A 24,443-nucleotide genomic window follows, 5' to 3' on the forward strand; every position below is an offset into this window, starting at 1 on the left:
TTCTAAACAAATACAAAATTATAAACTCAAAATAAATAAATGGAGGGAAAATCAAGTTATTATAATCTTGAAGATAGAACATTTAAATTTGCTCAAGACGTAAGGAATTTCTTGAAAATTATAAGTAAAAGTATCTCAAATTTTGAAGATGCTAAACAATTAGTTAGGTCGTCTGGCTCAGTTGGAGCCAACTATATTGAAGCAAATGAATCTTTCAGTAAAAAGGATTTCATTCATAGAGTAAAAATATCCAGAAAAGAAGCAAAAGAATCAAGATATTGGCTATTGCTTCTCGATATAAATAGTGATAATCTAGACAAGCAAAGAAAAGTATTAGTTAACGAAGTAACCGAGTTAATGAAAATTTTCGGAGCAATAATTGAAAAATCAAAATAACTATTTTTAATTTTAGAATTTGAATTTTGAATTTGTTTAGAATTTAGTACTTAGAATTTAGAGTTTAAACACTGGTATAACTATGCACTTATTTAATAAATAATTTTTAAGATATATATGTTTAAAAAAAATACATTGACTAACGGTCTTACCGTTATTACAGCACCTAGCCGTGGCACTATGACTGCCACGATTTTAATTATGGTTGGGACGGGAGCCAAATATGAAAATGAAAAAAACTCTGGTCTTTCTCATTTTCTAGAACATGTCTTTTTTAAGGGGACAAAAAATAGACCCACCGCTCACAGTATTGTCAGCGAGCTAGATGGTCTTGGTTGCGATTACAATGCTTTTACTGGCAAAGAATATACTGGTTATTATATAAAAGTTGATGCTACAAAATTGAACAAAGCCATTGATATTTTATCTGATATGTTTCTTAACTCTAAGTTTGATGCTTCGGAAATAAATAGAGAGAGAGGAGTTATTATTGAGGAGCTAAATATGTATAGAGATAATCCAATGATGTATATTGAAGATATTTTTGAGGAATGTCTATACGGAGATACTCCAGCTGGACGTGATACTATTGGAACAAAAGAAAATATATTGAATTTGAAGAGAAGTGAATTTGTTAATTATGTAGAATCTCAGTATGGTCCAGAAAATACTTTTGTGGTTGTTTCTGGGAATATTACAGAACCAAAAGTTTTAACAGAAATTAATAAAAAATTTAATGTAGAAAATTTTAATAAAAGAGGGAAGAAGTTTGTTGAAAAAGAGGTTGTTGTAGATGAACAGAAGAAAAAGAAAGTCAAAATACATTATAAAAAAACAGATCAAGTTCATCTTTCATTGGGAGTGAGAAGTTTCTCTTATGACCATAAAGATTCACAAACATTAAAAATAATTTCTCTTATATTGGGAGGATCAATGAGCTCGAGGCTTTTTATTAACTTGCGTGAAAGAAATGGTTTAGCTTATTACGTTAGAACAGGAGCGGAAACTTATAGTGATACTGGTTATATCACAACAGGCGCCGGTGTCCCTGTTGATAAAATTGAAAAAGCAATAGAAATAATAATAAAAGAATACAAAAAAATAACAACAAAACTGGTTGACCCAGCTGAACTGAAAAAAGCCAAAGACTTGATCTCCGGAAAAGTTGCTATTCAACTTGAGTCATCAGATAACGTTGCTAACTGGTATGGCCGTCAAGCTCTTATGATAAATACAGTGAAGAGGACAAATATTAAAACAAAAGAAAAGATTGAAAGCCCAGAAGAAGCTTTGAGAAAAATTCAAAAAGTAAATGTTTCTGATATAAAGAGAGTAGCTGGAGAGTTATTCCAGACTGATCAATTGAATTTAGCTGTTATTGGACCGTATAGGGATGTTAAGAAGTTTGAAGAGTTGTTGAAGATATAAAAAGAATTTCTAATGTTTAATTTTGAATTTTGATTCAATAACTAATAATTAATTTTTAATTATTAATTTCAATCTTGAAGAGAGGGCTTCTAAGTTTGGTGAAAACATTATTGACTTCTGTAAAATTGTTAATCAAGATATTATCAGTAAACCACTAATTAATCAGCTGGTTCGTTCAGGAACAAGTGTTGGGGCGAATTATTGTGAAGCAAATGGGGCTAGCTCAAAAAAGGACTTTAGGAATAAAATATATATTTGCAAAAAAGAAGCACAAGAAACAAAACATTGGTTAAAAATGATTGTTAAATATGATGATAAACTATCCGATAAAGCAAGAGATTTATGGAAAGAAGCTCAAGAGTTAACATTAATATTTGGCAAAATAGTTTCAACATTAAACAATAAAAATTGAATCAAAATTCAAAATTCAAAATTAATAATCATGATCTCCGATCAGGTAAAACTAAATAAGGAACAAAAACAGGCCGTTGAACACACCGATGGGCCTCTTTTGATTGTGGCTGGGGCTGGTACTGGGAAGACTAGTGTTTTGATTGAAAGGTTGGATTTTTTGATTAACACAAAAAAAATAAAAATTGATGATATCCTTTTAATGACCTTTACCGAAAAAGCAGCAGCCGAAATGGAAGAAAGAGCGGACAGGGTTTTGCCTTATGGTTATGTTGATTTATGGATAAATACTTTTCATAGTTTTTGCCAAAGAATACTTCGCGACCACTCTCTTGATATTGGTCTGCCTGGTAATTTCCGATTGATAACTCAAACTGAGCAATGGATTTTACTTAAAAAAAATCTTGAAAAATTAGAACTTGATTATTATAAACCACTAGGAAACCCCACTAAGTTTATTCACGAATTGATAAAACATTTTTCTCGTTTAAAAGATGAAAGTATTTCATCCAAAGAATATTCTGATTATATTAAAAAATTAAAAAAGGGTAGTGATGAAAACGACGATGAGGCTCAGTCAGAACTACAAAGATTGGATGAACTAGCACGGGCTTATGGAATATACAATCAAATTCTCCTCGATGAAGGCTTACTTGATTTTGGGGATTTGATAATGTATACCATAAAGCTCTTTAAAAGTAGACCAAATATTTTGAAGTATTATAGAACCAAGTTCAAATATATCATGGTTGATGAGTTTCAGGATACTAACTGGGCTCAATATGAATTGATAAAATTGCTTTCCGCACCAAAAAACAATTTAATGGTCGTGGGAGACGATGATCAATGTTTGCCTGGGGATAGTTTAGTGGAAATGAGAGACGGGAAGAAAAGAATTGATAAAATAAAAAAAGGAGAAGAAGTTCTAACAGCTGTTGGCAAAGGTCATTTGGGTTTCAGTAAAGTGGTCCAGGTTAGTAAAAATAAAAAGAAAACAAGATTAATAACACTAGAAACAAAGAGCGGTAAAAAAATAGCAACAACCGATAATCATAAATTATTTTGTTTTACACCGAGAAGTAATTATTTCTTAAATTCAGAAGGAGCAAAATTAGAAAAATTCTATTATGTTTATCTGATGCATAAGCAAGAACTTGGTTGGAGAATAGGAATTAGTAAAGATTTAGTAGTCCGACTTAGTTTAGAAAGATCAGCAGACAAGATAGTGGCTATATTAGCCTATAAAACTGAGGAAGAAGCACGTTATAATGAAGTATTATTGTCTCTAAAATATGGCATACCAACAGTTGTTTTTCAGGAACGAGAAGGGATGATGACAAAAAGGAAATGGAGCGAACAACTATATAAAGATTTAGATGTTGATAGCTCGGTAGATAATCTAGCTCGTGATTTAGGGATAGACTTGAATGCTCACCAGGTTTCGCTGGAGGCTGTCAAAAGAGGTGGAAAAACAAGGATAAAAATAAACATTGAAATGTGTTATCGGAATTATAGAAGCAAGAAGTCCAATGGTAAATATCTCGAAAATCCTTTGATATCCCATCTCCTGTCCCTAGAAACAAGTGATAAAAATACAATTAGGGTAATTAAGAAAATGGGCTTTGAGATGAGTAAGTCAAAAAATGGAAAAAGATTGAGAGTTAGCAATATTGATATTAGGGAAATAGGTCGTATAGCACAAAAAATTAAAAAAGAAACGGGAGCCATCATTGAAACGAAGATGAATGTTGGCAAAACAAAAATTCAGCATAAAAAATCTTTAGTTATTCCAGCCTCCAATGTTTTGCCAGGTATGTTTTTGCCAGTAGTAAAAAATAAAGAAGTTATTTACGAACAAATAATAAAAAGAAGTGAAGAAGAAAAAAATATTTCAGTTTATGATTTAGAGATTGATAAAACTCACAATTTTGTTTCGAATGATATTGTGGTTCATAATTCAGTGTATAAATTTAGGGGAGCATCAATCTCAAACATTATGCAATTTAAGGATGATTATCCTGATACTAAGGAGGTTGTTTTGGTGGAGAATTATCGTTCCGGACAAGATATTTTAGATAGGTCTTATGATTTTATTAAACACAATAATCCGAATAGACTTGAGGTAAAACTTAAAATAGATAAAAAACTAAAATCAAATTCTGAGGGAATTGGAGGAGTTGAACATTTGCATTTTCCAACAGATATTGATGAAGTGCGAGGAGTGGCAAATGAAATAAAAAATATTTTCAAGAATGACAAAGAGGCTCGTTGGTCTGACTTTGCAATCTTGGTTCGCGCTAACGACACTGCTTTGAAATTTATTTCCGAGCTAACTAGAGAGGGCGTTCCAAATCAATTTGTTTCCTTGCGAGGTCTTTATTTCAAGCCCGTGATTCTAGATGTGTTGGCCTATTTTAAACTTCTCGACAATTACCATGAGTCATCTGCCTTGTTTAGAGTTTTGAATATGGATCTTTTTAAAATTAATTATCACGACCTAGTAGCTATAAATAAATTTGCTAGAAGAAAGGTTTATTCAATGTATGAGGCGTTAAAAAACTTGGATAAAATAAAAGAAATATCACCAGAAACAGTACTTACCGCTAAAAAGCTACTCGGTTTTATTGATAAACACAGCAAAGACGCCAGGTTTGATAAGGCTTCAAAAATATTCCTAGATTTTGCTCGTGATTCTGGCTTGATGACTCACTATGATTTTAATCGCGACCAAGAAATATATGACTACCTAAACCAACTCTATAGAAAAATGAAAGATTATGAATCAGCTGATCCAGATTTCAAAATAAAGAATTTTGTAGAAGCGGTTGAGTTGGAAATGGAAGCTGGGGAGACTGGTTCACTATCTCAAAATTTTGAAGACTCTGAAAAAGTAAGCGTAATGACAGCGCACGCCTCCAAAGGGCTTGAATTTAATTATGTTTTTTTAGTCAATCTAGTAGATAAAAAATTCCCGACTATCGGTAAAAAAGAAAAAATACCAGTTCCAGATGGTCTCGTAAAAGAAAAGTTGCCAGAAGGAGATGTTCATATTGAAGAAGAGCGAAGACTTTTTTATGTCTCTCTAACTAGAGCTCGTAAAAAACTATTTTTAACAAGTGCTACTGATTATGGTGGAGCTCAAAATAAGAAAGTTTCAAAGTTTTTGGAAGAGATGGGCTTTAATATTGAATTCGAAAAAAAGGATCCTTCGACAAGCTCAGGACGGGGAAAGGTAAAAAGAAATGACCTTGTGGATGATTTATTTTCCAAAAAAATAAGCCAAGAAGAAAGAGACACTAAATATGAGTTGCCGAAAAGGTTTTCATTTTCTCAAATTGCAGCTTACACAAATTGTCCTTATCAATATCGTTTTAATTTTATTTTAAAAATACCTATTGATGATAAACAGAGCTTCATCTTTGGTCGCATTATGCATGACACTTTGCGTGATTTATTTCTACCGATGACTGACCCAATAGTAGCTCAACAAGAATTATTTGAAACGAAAAAAGCTAATAAGAAAAAAATATCCAGAAAAGACCTTTTAACTCTTTACGAAAATAATTGGAAAAACGATGGATATAGGAGTAAAAAGGACAGAGAAAAGTATTATGAAAAAGGTGGTGTTATTCTAAATACTCTCTATGATGATATGGAAAGAGACGGTTGGCCAAAGCCTGCTTTTATTGAAAAACCATTTAATATAAAAATGGGAGGATATATAGTGAAGGGAGCAATAGACAGAATAGATCATCTTGAAGATGGAACAGTAGAAATAATTGATTATAAGACAGGAGCTCCAAAAGAAAAATTAGATTTTTCAGATAAGCGACAATTATTATTATATAAAATTGCAACTGAAGAAGCCCTAGGTTTAAAGGTGTCTAAATCGAGCTTTTATTATTTGGAAAATAATAGTAAGATAAGTTTTGTAGCCAAAGAGAAAGAATTGGAAAAATTAGAAAATCTTATTCTGGATACAATTACCGAAATAAAACAAAGCACTTTTCCACCAACCCCTGGTTTTCTTTGTGCTTGGTGTGATTTTAATAGTATTTGTGAATTTAGAAAGAAGTAGAGAGGAGGCACTTACTTTTAAATTTTGATGAATAGCAATTTCCTATTGATTGATAATATTAAATAATTAAAATTCTAAGCTATAAATCCTAAACTCTAAACAAATTCAAAATTAAAAACTTTTTTGGATTTTGAAATTATTGTTTAGATATTGTTTAGAATTTAGATATTAGGATTTAGAGTTTTTGAAAGTATGTTTAGTGATTTTAAATTTTTATTGAATAGAGCAGTCAGAAGGTCAGGCGCCTCTGGTTTTGTTGATGAGAAAACCGTTTTAAGGTATTTTTCAAACTTTTTAAGAGAGGTTTTTGGTAAAAATGCTGACGATAAATTCAAAATTATAGATTTTAGCGATGGGGTTATAAATGTAGCTTCTCTTTGCGAACTAAATGCAGTAAATTTGCGGAATAAAGAGCAATCACTAGTTGACAAATTAAATGAAAAATTGGATAAAAAACTAGTTAAAGAGATTAGAGTTTTAACTTGAAATATTGCATTATTGGTGCTAATATTGAAACATGCAACGAAATCGTTGTGTGTTTTTTCACTTGAGGGCCACATGCCCCAAATATACAAAAACACTTTGTGTTTTATAAAGTTTTAACTATATATGACTCTAAAAAAATATATAAGTACAATGCTTGCTGTTGTTTCTGTCTCCTGGATTTCCTGGATTTTTGTAATAAATATAATTGACCCATATTTAACAAATTGGATAGGGATTGCCCTGTTTTACGGCTCACTTTTTCTAGCTTTATTGGGCACGGCTTCACTCCTGGGTTTTATTGTAAGATTTGTAGCACTGAGACAAAAGTTAGCTTTCAGGGTTGTAAATGATGCCTTTAGACAATCATTTTTCTTCTCTTTTTTTCTTTTGGCAATTTTATTTTTATTATCAAAAGGATTGTTCTCATGGCTTAACTTAGTATTTTTAATAAGTGGATTATCTGTTTTAGAATTTTTTCTAATCAGTGTAAGAAAATAAATAATCCCTCCTACGCCAAGGCTTCGGAGGGCAGATATGATATGCAAGAAAAAATTGATAAATTAAAAAAAGAAATTCTGGATAGTATTTCTGACATCAAAGAAACTAAAGCTATTAAAGAATTAGAACTTTTTTATCTTGGGAGAAAGGGTAAATTAACCTCTGTTTTAAGAGATATTTCTAGTGTTCCAAAGGAAAGAAGAGCAGCGATGGGGAAATTGGCTAATGAAATTAAAAATGAAATACAGGCTAAATTTAATGAAGCAAAAAAAAGATTTGAACAAACTCCTCAGACAGATGAACAAAATGATGTAACTCTTCCAGGACTAAAACAAAAGATAGGTCATATTCATCCAATAACCCAGCTCCAATATGAGATGGAAGATTTATTTACTTCGATGGGATTTACTACTCTAGATGGTCCCGAACTTGAAAGTGACTATTATAATTTTGAAGCAATAAATATCCCACCATACCACCCAGCGAGAGATACTCAAGATACTTTCTATATTGATAAGCCAAACAAAGAAGGAGAGAACGACCTTGTTATGAGAACGCACACTTCTTCTGTTCAGGTGAGAGCAATGTTAAAACATGGGGCACCTATGAGAGCGATTGTTCCAGGTCGTGTTTTTCGGTCTGAAGCCACAGATGCTAGGCATGAACACACCTTTTATCAGGTTGAGGGTTTTGTGATAGACAAGGATATTAATTTTGCACACATGAAAGGTATTTTGGAGTTGGTTGGCAAAAAACTTTTTGGACCAGATACAAAAATTAGAATGAGGCCAAAATATTATCCTTTTGTTGAGCCTGGGTCAAACGGAGAATACACTTGTTTCCTCTGTCATGGGAAAGGTTGTACCTTGTGTAAAAAAACAGGTTGGCTTGAAATACTTGGTTCAGGAATGATACACCCCAACGTTCTTCGAGCAGGAGGAATTGACCCCGATGTATATCAGGGATACGCTTTTGGTTTTGGGCTAAACAGACTGGCTCAACTTAAATACAAAACAGATGACGTTAGGCTTTTTAATGGTGGTGATTTAAGGTTTATGAAGCAGTTTTAATAAAAAATATGTATATTTTTAAACTCTAATATCTAATATCTAAAACCTAAACAATTTCAAATTTTTAAAATAATAAATCCAAAACTTTTTTGAATATTTGAATTTAGACATTGTTTAGAGTTTAGTGTTTAGAGCTTAGGATTTATTTTTAAATAAAATTTTATGAATTTAAGTTTAAATTGGTTAAAAGAATTTGTTGAAATTCCAAAAAATATTAAAGCTAGTGATTTAAGAACTTCTCTAACCATGCATACAGTTGAAGTTGAAGAAATCAGAGAAGAATCTGAAAAATTTAACAACCTTGTTGTTGGTAAAGTATTAGAGGTGAAAAAACATCCGAATGCTGATAGACTGCAAGTTGCTTTAGTAGACAATGGAAGTGAAAAATTAAATATAGTATGTGGTGCGCCAAATATTGCCCCAGGTCAAAGAGTGCCCGTTGCTTTGGTTGGTTCAATTTTGCCAAATGGTCTTGAAATAAAAGAAGCTGATGTGAGAGGAGAGATTTCAAAAGGGATGCTTTGTGCTCCTGATGAACTTGGAGTAGGCGGTGATCATTCTGGCATATTGATATTAGATAAAAATGCTAAAGTCGGGAAACCATTAGCAGAACATTTCAAAATGGAAGATACAATAATAGAAGTTGATAATAAATCCCTTTCAAATAGACCAGATCTTTGGGGACATATTGGTATGGCTAGAGAGATATCTGCTATTCATGATTTGAAATTCCTGCCTGCCGGCAGGCACGGGAAGAACTATCAATACAACCCAGATAAACTATCCTGCGCTGATTGCGACAAGTTAAGCATAAAAGTTGAAGACCATAAAGATTGTTCTCGTTATATGGCAATTTCGATGAAGGGTATAAAGATAGTTGATTCACCAAAGTGGATGCAAGATAGATTATTGGCCGTAGGGATGAGGCCGATAAATAATATTGTTGATATTACAAACTATATAATGCTGGAGATAGGCCAACCAATGCACGCTTTTGATAGAAATCTAGTAGACAAAATTGTTGTGAGGAAAGCAAAAAAAGGTGAGACAATGGATACTCTTGATGGGGAGGCGAGGGAATTAGATGAAGATATGATTGTAATCGCAGACTCGAAAAAACCTCTAGCACTTGCTGGTGTTATGGGGGGTGCTAACAGTGAAATAAGTAATGAAACTCAGGAAATCATTTTTGAATCTGCTAATTTTGATTTTGTTTCAGTAAGAAAAACTTCAAACAAATTATCCCTAAGGACAGACTCTTCATCTCGTTTTGAAAAAGGGCTTGACCCGAATATGTGTGAGAAGGCTTTAGTTCGAGCTGTTGAGTTGGTTACTGAAATAATACCGGGAGCAGAAATTTCTAGTCAATTATCCGATGAAAAGAAATTTGAATTAAATCTAGGACCAATAGAAATAGAGATTGATTGGTTTGCAAAAATTCTTGGGGTTAAGATTGAAAAGAAGAAGATTTTAGCTAGTTTGGCTAGCCTGGGATTCATTGTTGAAGATATGGATAAAAAAATTAATGTTACAATTCCTACCTGGAGAGCAACAAAAGATATTTCTACCAAAGAAGACGTAGCTGAGGAAGTTGCTCGAATTTTTGGTTATGATAACATTCCGAGCTTGATGCCAAGTCTTTTAATGGAAGCGCCTGAGTTAAATAATGAATTATCTTTGATAAGGAGAATTAGAGAAACCTTAAAAGGATTGTCTCTGTCAGAGGTTTATAATTATTCTTTTGTCGATGAGGCTCAATTAAAAAAAATGGGCGTAGATTCATCTCAGTATTTCAAACTAGCCAACCCTTTAACTGCCAACCAAACCTTGCTAAGACAAAAACTATCAACTAATTTAATCTTAAATGTAAAAACTAATCAAGCGCGTTTTGAGGATTTTGCAATATTTGAGATTGGAAATGTTTTCTTGAGTCATGCTGGGTCTTTTGGAAAAGATAAAAAAAGCGACGAGAAGCTCCCATATCAAGAGAATAGACTAGGGATGCTTTTTGCCTCCGATAAAGAGGATGGTCTTTTTAGGAAAGCGAAAGGTTCTATTGAGGCACTTTTCGCTTCTCTTGGTTTAAAGCTCGCTTTTTGTGAAGCTGATTCTCAATCAAACTGGGCACAAAAAACAAATTCGTCTGATGTTTATTTGGCTGGCCAAAGAGGCACCAAAACTGACATTTTTTTAGGAACCATATCCATGATGGATGGAAAAATATCCAGGAGTCTTGGTATTAAAAAACAGTTTGTAATCGCTGAATTTTTCATGAGCGAGATACTTAAAACAAGTGTAGAGAGAGAGGAAAAAACATATAAACCTATCCCAAAATACCCAGCACTTTTGCGAGACTTGGCTTTTGTAGTAAATAAAAAAATATCTTATAGTGATATCGTTTCCTCTATTTATAAACATAGTGAATACATAGAAAGCATCGAATTATTTGATGTTTACGTTGGTGAGAACATTGGGGGTGATAATAAAAACATAGCTTTCCGAGTAAGATATCAAGCAGATAAAACCTTAACCAATGAAGAAGTGGATGACATTCAAAAAGAATTGTTGAATAAAATGGGTGAAAAATTTGAAGCAGTTATTCGTGATTACTAACCCTCCGAATCCGCCAGCTGGCGGATTCGGAGGGCAAGCCCTAATGTTATTAATATAAATTATTATTAAAAAACCTCCTTCGCTGCCTTGGATGTAGTGTTGGTGGACAGATAAAAATATGTTTGAAACAAGCGCCGACATTCTAAATATAGTTAAAGCAGTATCAATTTTTTCTCTTGCCATGTTTACTTCTTGGGCAATTTATTATTTGGCTCGAACCATGAAAGAGCTTTTTAGATTAATTAAAGAGACCAGAGGCATGTTCAATAAGATAGAAGGAGTAATTGATTCTGTAAAAGAAAAAGTCGAACATTCAACTTCGTACTTGCTTTTAATGAGCGAAGGTGTTAAAAAGTTAGTTGAAGTAATTGGAAACTATACTGCTAAAAAATAGCAGGCGAACCTGCTAGAATAATGAATAATGAATTATGAGTAATGAAAAGATAAAAAGTTTCACTGATCTTAATTCATGGAAAAATCACATGAACTGGTTTTAGAAATTTATAAAATCACAAAAACTTTCCCAAAAGAAGAATTATTCGGACTTACCTCACAAATTAGAAGAGCCGCGGTCTCCATAACTTCAAATATTGCTGAAGGGTTTAGTCGAAATTCCTATAAAGATAAATTAAAATTTTATTATATCTCACAAGGGTCTTTAACTGAATTACAAAATCAGCTATTGATTGCGAAAGACGTTGAATATATAATAAGTGTTGTCTTTAAATCTTTAGCTGACAAAACAGTAGTATCACATAAGTTAATAAATGGGTTAATAAAAAAATCAAAAGAAATTTATGATTCATAATTCATGATTCATGATTCATCGTAGTATATGAAAAAAAAATTACCAACAGTAGTTGTTTTTGGTAGAACGAATGTAGGGAAATCAACTCTTTTCAATAAAATAACCGGAAAGAGCATGGCCTTAATAGCAGACATTGAAGGAACTACTAGGGATAGCAATATGGCAGAAGCAGAGTGGAATGGGATTGATTTTACTCTAATCGATACTGGAGGGATTACGGATCTCGATTTTTTACTTGAGAAAAAAGCAGAGACTGGAGACATAGAAGCAAAAGTTCAGAAACAAGCAAGTGATTATTTGGCCAAGGCAGACCTTGTTTTATTCGTGGTCGATGCAAAAGCGGGGATATTGCCTCAAGATAAAGAGATGTCAGGACTTCTTAAAAAAGTATTACCAAAAAGCAAAAAAATAATTTTAGTAGTAAATAAATCAGATAGTCAAAAATTACGTAAAAATGCCGCTTCTTTTTATAAACTAGCAATGGGAGAACCGATGACCGTATCTGCCACTACTGGTTCGGGTATTGGAGATTTGCTAGACGAAGTTAGCAGACATTTGGGAGAAAAATTTCCACTGCTTAAGGAAAGTAGCAAAAAAATAAAAGAAGAAATAATAGCTGAAATGGACGCAAGGAAAGAGGCTCTAAGTAATGCTGTAAAAGTTTGTTTTATTGGGAAGCCAAATGTCGGTAAGTCTAGCTTGATAAATAAAATGCTTGGCTATGAAAGAGCTATTGTTAGTCCTGTTCCTCACACCACAAGAGAGCCACAAGACATAGAATTTAATTATAAAGATAAACTTGTTCGATTGGTTGATACAGCTGGTCTTAGCAGACAGGGGCAGAAGGATCACAGAAGGAGCAGGGTTCCTAGTAAAATAAAAGACGTAGCCGCTCTTGAAAAAATGAGCATTGAAAAATCACTATATTCTCTAAATAAAGCAGACATTGCTTTGTTTGTTATGGATGTAAATGAAGAGCTTACAAGACAGGATGCTAAAATAATTGAAGAAATTGTTATTAGAAAAAAGAGCTTAGTAATTGTTGCCAACAAATGGGATTTAATTGAAGAAAAAGATACTAAGAAATTTACCGAATCTATTTATGATTTTCTTCCTTTCGCAACCTGGGCTCCAATTATTTTTGTTTCAGCATTGACTGGGAACAAAGTGAAGAAAGTTCTCGATGTCTTATTGGATGTTGACAGGGATCGAAGAATTGAACTTTCTGAGCAACAACTAGATAGATTTTTAGCAAGAGTTATTAAGATGCACAAACCTGCCAAAGGAACAGGAACTAAGCATCCCCACATATATAAGATACATCAAATAAGTGCCAACCCACCAATTGTTGAAGTAAAGATTGGTTCAAAAGATAATCTCCATTTCTCTTATGTTAGATTTCTCTCAAATAGATTAAGAGAACGTTTTGGTTTTGTGGGAACACCAATTTCTGTGAAAGTATTGAGAAATAAAAAAATTCATGGAGCACACGACGGCAATAATTCACCTAGAAAAAGAGAAACTAGGTCAAGAAGACCATCTTAATATGAAAATTATAATTGGACTAGGTAATCCTGGTGAAAAATATAAGAGTACAAGACACAATGCTGGGTTTGAGGTTATTGATATTCTGGCCGATAGTTTAGGTCTCAATTGGCAAGAAGACAAAAAAAGAAAAGCACTTGTCGCTCGAGATAATAAGTATACCCTAATAAAGCCAATGTCTTATATGAATTTGTCAGGTGAACCAACTAGGGCAATACTCGATTATTATAAGATCTTACCAAAGAATTTTAAATTGTTTACAATCAAGAATTCAGATCTATCTGGTATTCTAACTGTGGTTCATGATGATCTTGATATAGACTTTGGTGTATACAAAAAATCGACTGACTCCAGAAGTGCTGGGAATAATGGAGTTCAATCTATAATAAATAATTTGGGAACAAAAAATTTCAATAGATATAGAATAGGAATAAAAAATGACAGCTTAAGACTCATTCCTAGTGAAAAATTTGTATTACAAAGATTTAATAAAGAAGAAAAGGAGGTTCTGGCTTCTTTGTATAGAGATATAGTAAAAGACTTACAGAATTAAAAAAAGGCCTCAAGGGCCTTTCTTTGATTTCTATAAACTCGCCTAGAAGAACAATATACAAAACAAAGGAGGGTAAGTTCTGTAAGATGTCTCTAGACGAAGTTGTAAAATTCAAAATAATATATATTTTTCTACTTACCAACTAATTCTTATTTTAGGTGCTCAAGGAGGAAAGGCATCTATAAACAAAAACAGTGGCAAGTAGAAAAACTAACACTATTTCAAATCGATTTTTCACTCTAACACACAAGTATTTCTATGTCAAGTATTAGAGTTTTTATTAAAAATATCAAAAAATGGACTTAAGCAAACATAAATATCTAGTGGCCCTATCGCATTTCTCAAAATTTGGTCCAGTTAGGTTGAAAAAATTAAAAGATTATTTTCCAAACTTTGAAGTTGCTTTCAATGCAAACACTAGTGAGCTCAAAAAGGCTAGGATTGAAGAAGCAATCGCGTCTGAATTTGTTTCTTTCCGTTCGCAAATTGACATTGAAACAATTGTAAACAAGATTCAAAAAGAAAATATTTCTGTAATTGGAATAGATGACGAGAATTACCCAGAAATTTTAAAAGAAATCTTTAATCCTCCTCAAATCCTTTATTTTAAGGGGGAGTTATTTGCAGATGAAAATGGTTTAGCTGTCGTTGGTTCTAGGAATTATACTGCCTATGGTCAACAAATTGTTGAAGATATTGTAAGAAAAGTTGCAAAAACTGGTATACCAATAATAAGCGGACTAGCCCTTGGGGTTGATGCACACGCTCACAGAGTAGCCCTTGAAGAGGGAACTAGAACAATCGCAGTTCTTGGAACAGGGGTTGATTTGGCAAGTATTTATCCATCCCATAACAGACATTTGGCGGGGAAGATAGTTGAGGCGGGAGGAGCACTAATATCAGAGTTTCCGATAGGAACAGCTCCGCTCCCATATCATTTTCCTCAAAGAAATAGGATCATTTCAGGTCTTACAAAAGCGACCTTGGTCGTAGAAGCGAGAGAAAAGTCAGGGGCTCTAATTACGGCTCGTGATGCCCTGGAGCAAAATAGAGAAATAATGGCAGTTCCTGGGAGTATCTATTCTGCTCTTTCCGCTGGGCCAAACAAACTAATAAAAGATGGGGCAAAAGCTGTTTTGTGCGTCCAGGATATTTTTGATTCACTTGACTTGGACAATGTTGTGAATTATATTAAGAAAGAGGAGATTAAACCAGAAACAAAAGAAGAAGAGGAAGTTTTAAAATTTTTAAAAAATGAACCAATTCATATAGACGCTTTAGTCAGATTGACAAAGTTAGATATAAAAATTATAAATACAACTTTGAGCATGATGGAGATAAAAGGAATGATAAGAAATCTCGGTGGAATGAATTATGTTTTAATAAAATGAAAATAATATAATAATTATGAAATTAGTTATAGTTGAGTCGCCGACAAAGGCAAAAACAATTACAAAATTTTTGGGGAAAGATTATGTTATCGATTCTTCTTTTGGGCATATCCGTGACCTACCCAAGAAAGAATTGGGTATTGACGTTGAAAACAATTTTGAACCAACTTATGAAATACCCGATAGCGCTCAAAAAACAATTTCAAGATTGAAGGGCCTGGCCAAAAAAGCAGACAAGATTATTCTGGCAACTGATGAAGATCGTGAAGGAGAGGCTATTGCTTGGCACTTGTCAAAAGCTCTTGGTCTAGACAGCAAGAAAGCAGAGAGAATTGTTTTTCACGAGATTACAAAAGAGGCGATACTTGATGCTATAAATAATCCTAAGAAAATTGATCATGATTTGGTTGATGCTCAGCAAGCCAGAAGAATTCTCGATAGAATTGTTGGTTATCAACTCTCGCCTTTTCTATGGAAGAAAGTATCACGAGGTTTGTCAGCTGGTAGGGTACAGAGTGTGGCTGTTCGTTTGGTAGTTGAAAGAGAAAGAGAAATTCAGGCTTTTGACCCACAGGAATATTGGACAATCGATGCTAGTTTAAAGAAGAGCGACGGGAAAAATTTCGTATTTCCAGCTAAGTTAAATAAAGTTGAAGGTAGGACTCTGGATAAATTTGATATCAACGATAAAAAGAAGGCAGATGGAGTGGTAAAAGAATTGAACGGAGTTGATTATGTCGTTGAAAGCGTTATTAAGAAGCAAGTTAAGAAAAATCCCCCAAAACCATTTATAACATCATCCCTTCAACAAGCAGCCAATAGAATGCTTGGTTTTTCTGCTAAGCAAACAATGGTTGTTGCTCAACAGCTATATGAAGGTATTCAAATAAAAGGTAAGGATCAGGTAGGTTTGATAACTTATATGAGAACAGATTCTCTGAATCTTTCAAATAAATTTAAAGAAGATGCTAAGGCATATTTACTAGAGAAACTGGGAGAAAAATATGTTCCTAAAGTTGAAAGAGCCCACAAGACAAAATCTAAAAATGCTCAAGAGGCTCACGAAGCAGTTAGGCCAACTGAGGCTAGTCGTGATCCTGAGTTGATAAAAGATTCTCTTGCCCCAAATCAGTATAGGTTATATAAATTAATTTGGCAGAGAAGTATTGCTTCTCAAATGTCTGAAGCAATAGTAGATGCAACTGTTATAGACATAAACGCTGGGAATAAATATCAATTTAGAGCCAATGGGCAAATGATAAATTTTGATGGATATCTAAATATTTATCCTGAAAAAAGCAAAGAATTAGAATTGCCGAGTCTAGAAGCAAAAGATGATCTTGCCCTAGAAGAACTTTTATCAGAACAACATTTTACAAAACCACCTGCTAGATATTCTGATGCTGGGCTTGTTAAAGAACTTGAAAAACACGGGATTGGAAGACCGTCAACATATGCACCGACAATAGCGACGATTGAGGCTCGAAATTATGTTAGTCGAGATGAAGGAAAACGGCTCGCCCCTACTGACATTTCATTTATTGTGACTGATCTTCTCGTAAATCATTTTTCAAGAATTGTTGACTATAAATTTACAGCTCAAATGGAAAATGACCTAGATAATGTAGCTGAAGGGAATCTTGAATGGCAACCTGTAATTAGGGATTTTTATGTCCCATTCAATGAAAATTTAAAACTAAAAGACGAAGAGCTTGATAGAAAAGATGTTGTCCCAGAAGAAGAAAGTGATGAGATTTGTGATAAATGTGGCGCTAAAATGATAATCAAAACAGGTAGATTTGGGAAATTTCTAGGTTGTGGTGCTTATCCTGATTGTAAAAACATAAAAAGCATGCCAGGGAAAGACGGTGAAAAAGAAAAAACCCCAGAGCAAATAGAACTTGAAGAAAAACACAAAGATACAGTTTGTGAAAAATGTGGTAAACCAATGGGAGTTAAGAATGGACGATTTGGACCTTTTCTTGGTTGCACTGGATATCCTGATTGTAAGAATATAAAGAATCTAAACGAAAAAGCAAAGACAGGAGTTAAATGTCCCACTTGTGGAAAGGGAGAAATAGTTGAGAAGAGAAGTAAACGTGGAATATTTTATGCCTGCGACCAATATCCAGATTGTAAAACCGCCTTGTGGGGCAAGCCAACGGGTGAAAAATGTCCTGACTGTAGTTCACTTTTAGTGGAATCTAAAGATGGAGGATTAGTTTGTAGTGCAAAGGATTGCAAGTATAAAAAATAGAAATATTCTCAATAGTATATATAAAATAAAGTCGTACACCCGTCTACCTCAATTTTAACTCAACTTGTTTGTTAAGAGTAGTTATCTTTATAAAAATTATGAGGTTAATGCAATTCGTTCATGGCATTTCAGGCAGGTATGTACGACTTTATTTTATATACTCAAAACTTTTAATTTCTAAGTCCTGTGTTTAGTTACTCCTCTTTATTTTCAGTACCTGACAATGTTTCATCTGCGCTCTGTCCTAAGATAACAAGAAAATCTGGTTGGACCGGATTTTTTTCATTTTCTAAATCTTTTTCTAGGTCTTCTACTAACCAATCAGGAAGTCCAAATGACACATTGGCATTTAAAACCTTTTTCAGAACAGCCAAGGATTCTTCTTTTTCTCCGTAGCTCAAATCATAGATAACTGATTTTTGAAAATTTTGTTTGCTGGAATTTCCAACTCGGATAACATTAAAGCTATATTTTTCTAAATCTAGGGATGCTTGGGAAGCGAGACCATTTATCCAGGTGCCATTTCTCACTTCAACGGTAGCAGCTTCTTCTACGACTACGTTTTTGGCTTCAACAGGGGCATCAGAAAAAATATTATTAACCATATATTGTATTTCAGAGAAGTCTCCACTTCGAGGGGAGAGGATATAGGCTCCGGTGTCTGCGATAGTATCAACTAATAATCCATTTGGGCTATTGTCAAGAACTTTATTAATAATCTGGTCTTTGCTAACATCCTTAAAGTCTTTCCAAAGTTTTACCATTTCCCAAGTTTTCAAATTTGTAGAAATATGGTTATTTGCCTCTTCTAATATATCTCCTATCATTGAAGGATTAAAAAGAGTATGAGCCGAAACTAATTTATTTTTAACAGCCTCAATTATGATCTGTTGTCTTCTCGCTCTAGCAAAGTCTGAACCTTCTACTCCGTAAGCATGCCTGGAACGAGCAAATTTAAGTGCAAGCTCACCATCAAGTTGTTGCCAGCCTTCTTCAATATATAGATGTTCAAAACGTGCTTCATAGTTTTCAGCAGATTCCATTCCTTTTACGGGATATCTGTGGTCTTCTAGTGTATTTTCAACATAGACCTTAAGACCATCTAGCTCATTGATAATATTCACAAATCCTTCGAAATCAACACGCAAGTAATAGTCTATTGGAATCCCTAATATATCACTAACAGCCTGACTAACCGCCAAGCCACCACTATCGGCTGTATCCATTTCAGCATAGGCATTAATAGAATTGATTTTTTGAAATCCTTTATCTTCAATTGGGATGGCCATATCGCGAGGGATGGACATCATGGCAACTTTTTTAGTATCAAGATCTAGACTAGCGAGTATTATAGTGTCAGTTAAGTAACCACCTTCATGTTGCCTACCTCCCATTCCGAGTAGAAGAATATTTACTCTTTCTCTTTGCTCGCCCTTCAAGGCTTTATCAGCACTTTCTGCTAAGTTCTTCAAGGTATTAATAATAGGAATACGAGCCATCCAAGAACTTGGTTTTTGATTGGAAACAATAACTTGAGTTGTAAATATAAAAAATGCGATGAATAAAAATGTAAGCAAAAAAGCCGCTCCCTTCATAAGTAGCTTGGGTTTTTTTCTAATATCTTTTTTAACCTCTTTTATCTCCTGATTATCAAGAAAATTTGGCATAAATTTAAATACAGCAGGGTTGGGCTGCTATTTTAATATTGTTTCTAGAATAATTATAGCTATATTTTTGGGGAAAAGCAAGGTTGTCACACACGACACAAAACATGCAATATAACATGGAATATATTAGAAATAAGCAAAAAATGTTACATGTTTTGTGTTTTGTGTTGTGTGGTCTAGGGTTGATTTTAAAAAATAAAAGTGTTATAATCGTAATTAGTTATTGAACTTAGCAATAACATTTTTAATATCTTTAATTTTTACAATAATATGTTTAAAAATTCAGTTGCCTTTGTCTTTGAATTACTTAAAATAGTTTTAATTTCTTTTGTAATAATAGCTCCAATTCGCTATTTTTTGATTCAGCCCTTCTATGTTAAAGGGGCTTCAATGGAGCCTAACTTTTACGATCATGAATATTTAATAGTTGATGAGATTTCCTATAGATTTAATGACCCCAAGAGAGGTGAAATTATAGTATTTAGATATCCAAAGAATCCACAAGAGTTTTTTATTAAAAGAATTATTGCCTTTCCAGGAGAAAAAGTTCAAGTTAAGGATGGAAGAGTTATCGTGTATAACGATGAAAATCCAGATGGATTGACTTTAGATGAAACTTATTTAGAAAAAAATATAAAAACATATAGCTTAAGTGAAGACCTGATAACTTTGGGTTCTAGTGAATATTTTGTATTGGGGGACAACCGAAACGCCAGCAAAGATTCCAGAAGTTTTGGACCTGTTGACCGTAGCTTTGTGATTGGCAAAGTTTTGTTACGAGGTTGGCCATTCGACAGAGTTGACGTTTTTCCTGCACCAACTTACTAATTATTATTTATTTGATATAAAATTATGGCCAAAAACATAAAAGCAAAAGATATAAAGCAAGCCCCAAAAAAACCCAGTAGTAGATCAAGGAAATTTTCCAGACTCAAAGGGATGAAAGATATTACTTTTGAAGAATATAAATATCACGACTTGGTTGTTAAGAAAGCAATTGACCTAGCCACAACTTACGGCTTTCGAAGAATAGAAACTCCAGTACTTGAGAATGAAGCTTTGTTTGAAAGGTCAACTGGGAAAACAAGTGATATTGTTTCAAAAGAGATGTATACTTTTGTTGATAAAAGTGGAGACAAAATTTCTCTAAGACCAGAAGCTACTCCAGGTCTTGTTAGAGCTTATAATGAACACGGAATGCTCAATCTTCCTCAGCCTGTGAAAACACTTTTTATCGGTTCTCTTTTTAGACATGAAAAACCTCAATCCGGAAGACTAAGAGAACATCGTCAGTTTGACCTTGAGATGTTTGGAGAGGCTAGTCCTGTTGCCGATGCTCAGCTGATGATTATCGCTTATAATTTTTTTAGAGAATTACAGATTGATATTCAGATTCAAGTAAATAGTATTGGTTGCAAAGAGTGCCGAGGAGATTATATAAAAAAACTAGTTGCTTTTTATAAGGAAAGGGGAAAGAGAACAAGACTTTGTAATGATTGTAAAAAACGTTTAGATAAAAATCCATTAAGACTGTTAGACTGTAAGGAAGCCGATTGTATTGAGATTAGAGATGATGCTCCACAGTTAGTTGATTATCTTGATGATGCTTGTCGTGAGCACTTTGTGAAGGTCCTTGAATATTTAGATGAATTTGATATTCCTTACGTTCTAAACCCATATTTGGTGAGAGGCCTTGATTATTATAATAGAACAGTTTTCGAATTTGTTTCAGCTCCAGAAGAGAATGAAGAGGGAGAAACCAGGCGACAAGTTGCCCTTGGTGGTGGAGGTCGTTATGACGATCTTGTTGAAACAATGGGGGGACGCGAGCCTACTCCAGCCCTTGGTTTTGGGATAGGACTTGAAAGAGTTGTTATGAAGATAAAAGAGTTAAATATTCCATTGAAAAAAGATGATGATGATATTATCTTCTTGGCTCAACTGGGAGAGCCAGCGAGGAAAAAGACCATGGTAATGTTTGAAGAATTAAGAAGATCAGGATTTAAGGTTAGACAAGCCTTTACTAAGGATGCACTAAAAAATCAGCTTGAAGAAGCCAATAGAGTTGGAGCGAAGTACAGCATAATTATAGGCCAAAAAGAAATGTTAGATGAAACAGCAATGTTAAGAGATATGGAGTCTGGAGTACAGGAAATTGTTGATATTAAAAAAGTTTCACAAGAATTACAAAAGAGATTAAAAAAAGACTAATTAGACATTTGACAGTTTTGATGTTTGATATTAGAATAGTCAAGTAATATTAATAATAATTTAAAATATCTAGAAGGGAAGGTGGCAATATGAAAGAAGAAAAAAGAAAGAAAGGTGAAAGTTTTGAGAATTTTTTAAGAAGATTCAACAAAGGCTTAATTCAAAGTAGAAAGCTACAAGAAGTTCGTTCAAGAAAATATGTTTCAAAGGACAAGAACAAAAATAGCCAGAAAATATCTACTTTATTTGGCATGAAACTAAAAGAAAAAACTGAATACTTAAAGAAAATCGGAAAATTAAAAGAAGAGCCTAAAAGACGCTGGTAAAAAATATATGGCTAATTTATTAGATCAAATTAAAATCGACCTTAAAGAGGCAATGAAAGCAAAAGAAGAGTTAAGGCTCTCTGTTTTGCGAATGATGATTTCTGTGATTCGAAATAAAGAAATCTCCTTAAGAAAAGGAGAGGACGTTGTTTTGAGTGATGAACAAATTTTAGAAGTATTATCTTCTGAAGTTAAAAAAAGAAAAGATTCAATTGAATCTTATAAAGTAGGGAACAGAGAAGATTTGGTAGAAATAGAAAAAAACGAAATCGATATTATAGCAAAATATTTACCAGCACAAATGTCAGAAGAAGAGCTAGAAAAGATTGTTGAAGATGTGATGAAGACAAAAAGTGAAAATTCCACAGTTGCATTTGGTGCGATTATGGGAGAAGTAATGGCTCGGGTAAAGGGAAAAGCTGATGGAACGGCAGTGTCTGCGATGGTAAAGAAAAAGTTAGGATAGAACAATTTGAAATATAAAAAATTACGTGATTAATTGCGTAATTTTTTTATTTACTAAATCAGGATAAACAGTTTGACTCTTTTATTTTTATAACTTAGTCTTATAATATATGGTGAATCAAAAAAATGAAAAACTATTTCATAATCTATTTTTAATTGGCATTTTCATAAAAGGATTAGATGGTGTTTTGGAGACGATAGGTGGAGTTTTTCTGATTTTTTTAAAAACAGACTTTATTGTCAAATTAGTAAAAATAACCTTTAACCATGAATTAGTCCAAGACCCGACCGATTTTGTAGCAAACTATATTGTTAAATATTCACAAAGCATAAGTATTGATACTCTTTCTTTCGTCTCAATATATTTAATAATACATGGAGTTATTAAATTAAGTTTGTTTATCGGCTTATGGCAAAAAAGGATATGGGTATATCCTGTTGCGGGGGTAATTTTATTTTTATTTAGCTCATATCAGTTTGTCAGAATCCTGCATACTCATTCATTTGTTTTAACATTTCTAACCTTGGTAGATGTTTCGATTATTGTGTTATTGCGATTTGAATATTTGAGAATAAAAATGTCAACAAACAAAATATAAAATTATGCCCCTTGATTTATTAGTAAAGAAACCAGCTCCAGAAGTTCTGCCAAATGAGATGGAAAATTTAATTGTTGAATTAAAAAAATCATCAGGTAGCGAAGAGTGTTTAAAAAAGGCTTATCAAATATTAGTTGATAGATATCAAGGACAGCGTATCAAAACCTATACGAGGATATTTAATATATTTTACTCGGATATTAATTATTTATGGAGACAAAAAGGTTTTCTTCATTGTAATAACATAAATTATATAATGAGAGCATTTTTAATAAAAAGTAATTTTTTTAAAGAAGATGATATTAAAATAAAATGGACATTGGTTTGGTATATTTCTCCTCATCAATATTTACAAGTTAGGATTAATGAGAAATGGGTAAACGTAGATGTCTGGGCCCATTCTTTTGGAATTAAATTTGGCGATAGAGCACGTGGTTTTCATTGATAGTTGTAATGTTTAGAATATAAAAACCCTCCTAAATTTTTGGAGGGTTTTTGTTTTTTGCATTTAGCAAGAATTATATTCTACTTGAAAGATCTCTTAACTTTGAAATTTTTAGGAGTTCGGTTAATTTAGAGGCAATATTTAGCTTCAGAAATAGTTGTCGGGTCAAGATGCTTTTTGCGATGTCCAACTTTTCTTCTCTGTGGGTGTACATAAACAACTTTAGTTCTAGTCGTTTATTCTGTAAAATTTCTTCCATTGGGTTTTCTGAAGAGAAAAGTTCAACATCATTTGATCCAACAATATTTAATTTTAACATGTCACCGGCTTTTGTCTCACCCTTATCTATTGGTTGCCAGACAAAAGAATATAAACGCTTACTTTCAGAACCATACCCATCTGGAAAATAATTTAAAGAAATTTTATCTTCTTCGATAATCCAACGGTTTTTCCCTTTAAGTACAATAATCTTTCGAACCCTTACAGAATTGAGGGATTCTTTGGCCATGATTTTTGAAAACTCGACTATTGCTTTATTGTCTTTCTTTTGGCCAGTCCGTCTATCCGTTCTTCCGCCATTTCGTTTTGAACGATAATTTCTTTTTTTGTCACAATACATTGTTCTTATTTTCATACCAGCAAAAGCTTTACCATCACCTGAGGGGATAAGCATGCATTGCACATCACCAAAGGTAATTGTGTCTTTCTGTTTTCTTTGAATTTTTTGTAAAACGCTTTGAATTGTATTCTCAGACTGATACCACAATTCTCGGGCCATGAGCTTCTCCTTTGTTGAGTAACTATCTTTAGTGATCTTTTATTTGAATGAACAAACTTATTATTCATATCTAAGCATAAATATATTACTTAGTAAAGCAAGCATAATATTGACAAACTATGCAAAAACAGTATAATGAAAATAGTTAAAATTTAGTTCAGTGCTTATGCAGGGAGATTGGAACCCTGTTTCTAGGAATAGAATAAGCTACTTAAATCAAGGTGTCCCGTTCGCGGGAAAGCTAGATGGAACCGCGAGAAGTCTCGTTCTAGCAATTCAATTATTTTTTGGATTGTGGGAGCGAGATTTTTTATTTGCGTGCGAGCAAATACCCATCTAACTGCGAAGCAGGTAGCGTGTGTAAATCGAAATGGAATTTCTGGATTCCGGGTCGGGGCCCGGAATGACAGGGGGGGGG

At 33.3% G+C, this 24,443-nt stretch carries 22 protein-coding genes; 20 read left to right on the forward strand and 2 right to left on the reverse strand.

The genetic code is table 11. From position 1 onward, the window contains the following. The first annotated feature begins 39 nt into the window (after positions 1–39). The 14 genes from PF572_05050 to topA all read left to right on the forward strand — a co-directional run bounded on the left by PF572_05050 (position 40) and on the right by topA (position 17,534). The gene (locus PF572_05050) at positions 40–396 is read left to right on the forward strand and encodes a four helix bundle protein (protein ID MDA3840433.1); all 357 of its coding nucleotides are present in this window, start codon (positions 40–42) and stop codon (positions 394–396) included. Between the two features lie 117 nt (positions 397–513). Next, positions 514–1,824: a pitrilysin family protein gene (locus PF572_05055; protein ID MDA3840434.1), complete on the forward strand. Its 1,311-nt coding sequence runs from the start codon at positions 514–516 to the stop codon at positions 1,822–1,824. Between the two features lie 61 nt (positions 1,825–1,885). Continuing rightward, positions 1,886–2,236 (forward strand): four helix bundle protein, encoded by a 351-nt coding sequence (locus PF572_05060; GenBank protein ID MDA3840435.1) that lies wholly within the window; start codon positions 1,886–1,888, stop codon positions 2,234–2,236. 30 nt (positions 2,237–2,266) lie between these two features. Continuing rightward, positions 2,267–6,313, forward strand: coding sequence for a UvrD-helicase domain-containing protein (locus PF572_05065; GenBank protein MDA3840436.1), 4,047 nt, complete (start codon positions 2,267–2,269; stop codon positions 6,311–6,313). A gap of 192 nt (positions 6,314–6,505) precedes the next feature. Continuing rightward, positions 6,506–6,799, forward strand: a complete 294-nt coding sequence (locus PF572_05070) for a hypothetical protein (GenBank protein ID MDA3840437.1) — start codon at positions 6,506–6,508, stop codon at positions 6,797–6,799. Between the two features lie 123 nt (positions 6,800–6,922). Then, positions 6,923–7,297, forward strand: coding sequence for a hypothetical protein (locus tag PF572_05075; GenBank protein MDA3840438.1), 375 nt, complete (start codon positions 6,923–6,925; stop codon positions 7,295–7,297). 41 nt (positions 7,298–7,338) lie between these two features. Then, complete coding sequence (gene pheS, locus PF572_05080) at positions 7,339–8,367, forward strand: phenylalanine--tRNA ligase subunit alpha (protein MDA3840439.1); 1,029 nt, start codon at positions 7,339–7,341, stop codon at positions 8,365–8,367. A 162-nt stretch (positions 8,368–8,529) separates the two neighbouring features. Next, positions 8,530–10,980 (forward strand): phenylalanine--tRNA ligase subunit beta, encoded by a 2,451-nt coding sequence (pheT, locus tag PF572_05085; protein ID MDA3840440.1) that lies wholly within the window; start codon positions 8,530–8,532, stop codon positions 10,978–10,980. Positions 10,981–11,098: 118 nt separating this feature from the next. Beyond that, complete coding sequence (locus tag PF572_05090; protein ID MDA3840441.1) at positions 11,099–11,374, forward strand: hypothetical protein; 276 nt, start codon at positions 11,099–11,101, stop codon at positions 11,372–11,374. Between the two features lie 75 nt (positions 11,375–11,449). After that, a complete protein-coding gene (locus PF572_05095; protein ID MDA3840442.1) occupies positions 11,450–11,788 on the forward strand; it encodes a four helix bundle protein in 339 nt (112 codons plus the stop codon). 27 nt (positions 11,789–11,815) lie between these two features. Next, the gene (der, locus tag PF572_05100) at positions 11,816–13,333 is read left to right on the forward strand and encodes a ribosome biogenesis GTPase Der (GenBank protein MDA3840443.1); all 1,518 of its coding nucleotides are present in this window, start codon (positions 11,816–11,818) and stop codon (positions 13,331–13,333) included. 1 nt (position 13,334) lies between these two features. Next, positions 13,335–13,886: an aminoacyl-tRNA hydrolase gene (gene pth, locus PF572_05105; GenBank protein MDA3840444.1), complete on the forward strand. Its 552-nt coding sequence runs from the start codon at positions 13,335–13,337 to the stop codon at positions 13,884–13,886. 296 nt (positions 13,887–14,182) lie between these two features. Beyond that, positions 14,183–15,277, forward strand: a complete 1,095-nt coding sequence (gene dprA / locus PF572_05110) for a DNA-processing protein DprA (GenBank protein MDA3840445.1) — start codon at positions 14,183–14,185, stop codon at positions 15,275–15,277. Between the two features lie 16 nt (positions 15,278–15,293). Then, the gene (topA, locus tag PF572_05115) at positions 15,294–17,534 is read left to right on the forward strand and encodes a type I DNA topoisomerase (GenBank protein MDA3840446.1); all 2,241 of its coding nucleotides are present in this window, start codon (positions 15,294–15,296) and stop codon (positions 17,532–17,534) included. 194 nt (positions 17,535–17,728) lie between these two features. On the opposite strand, the gene PF572_05120 is transcribed toward topA, so the two are convergent. Beyond that, positions 17,729–19,201, reverse strand: a complete 1,473-nt coding sequence (locus PF572_05120) for an LCP family protein (protein ID MDA3840447.1) — start codon at positions 19,199–19,201, stop codon at positions 17,729–17,731. A gap of 270 nt (positions 19,202–19,471) precedes the next feature. On the opposite strand from PF572_05120, the gene lepB reads away from it, so the two are divergent. From lepB to PF572_05150, 6 genes are all read left to right on the forward strand, one after another. After that, entirely contained in the window at positions 19,472–20,029 is a 558-nt protein-coding gene (lepB, locus tag PF572_05125; GenBank protein MDA3840448.1) for a signal peptidase I, read from the forward strand. 24 nt (positions 20,030–20,053) lie between these two features. Beyond that, on the forward strand, positions 20,054–21,412 hold the full coding sequence (gene hisS, locus PF572_05130; protein MDA3840449.1) for a histidine--tRNA ligase: 1,359 nt from the start codon (positions 20,054–20,056) through the stop codon (positions 21,410–21,412). A gap of 89 nt (positions 21,413–21,501) precedes the next feature. Beyond that, positions 21,502–21,738 (forward strand): hypothetical protein, encoded by a 237-nt coding sequence (locus PF572_05135; protein ID MDA3840450.1) that lies wholly within the window; start codon positions 21,502–21,504, stop codon positions 21,736–21,738. Between the two features lie 7 nt (positions 21,739–21,745). Further along, complete coding sequence (locus PF572_05140; GenBank protein ID MDA3840451.1) at positions 21,746–22,204, forward strand: GatB/YqeY domain-containing protein; 459 nt, start codon at positions 21,746–21,748, stop codon at positions 22,202–22,204. 109 nt (positions 22,205–22,313) lie between these two features. Further along, a complete protein-coding gene (locus PF572_05145) occupies positions 22,314–22,802 on the forward strand; it encodes a DUF2127 domain-containing protein (GenBank protein ID MDA3840452.1) in 489 nt (162 codons plus the stop codon). 4 nt (positions 22,803–22,806) lie between these two features. Then, positions 22,807–23,247: a hypothetical protein gene (locus tag PF572_05150; protein MDA3840453.1), complete on the forward strand. Its 441-nt coding sequence runs from the start codon at positions 22,807–22,809 to the stop codon at positions 23,245–23,247. Positions 23,248–23,320: 73 nt separating this feature from the next. Here the strand turns inward: PF572_05150 and PF572_05155 are convergent, their stop codons facing one another. Further along, positions 23,321–24,025 carry a hypothetical protein gene (locus PF572_05155; protein ID MDA3840454.1) on the reverse strand — a complete coding sequence of 235 codons (705 nt, stop codon included), beginning with the start codon at positions 24,023–24,025 and terminating at the stop codon, positions 23,321–23,323. Positions 24,026–24,443 lie beyond the last annotated feature (418 nt).

The sequence above is a fragment of the Patescibacteria group bacterium genome, from assembly GCA_027858235.1.
GTDB lineage: Bacteria > Patescibacteriota > Patescibacteriia > Patescibacteriales > BM507 > BM507.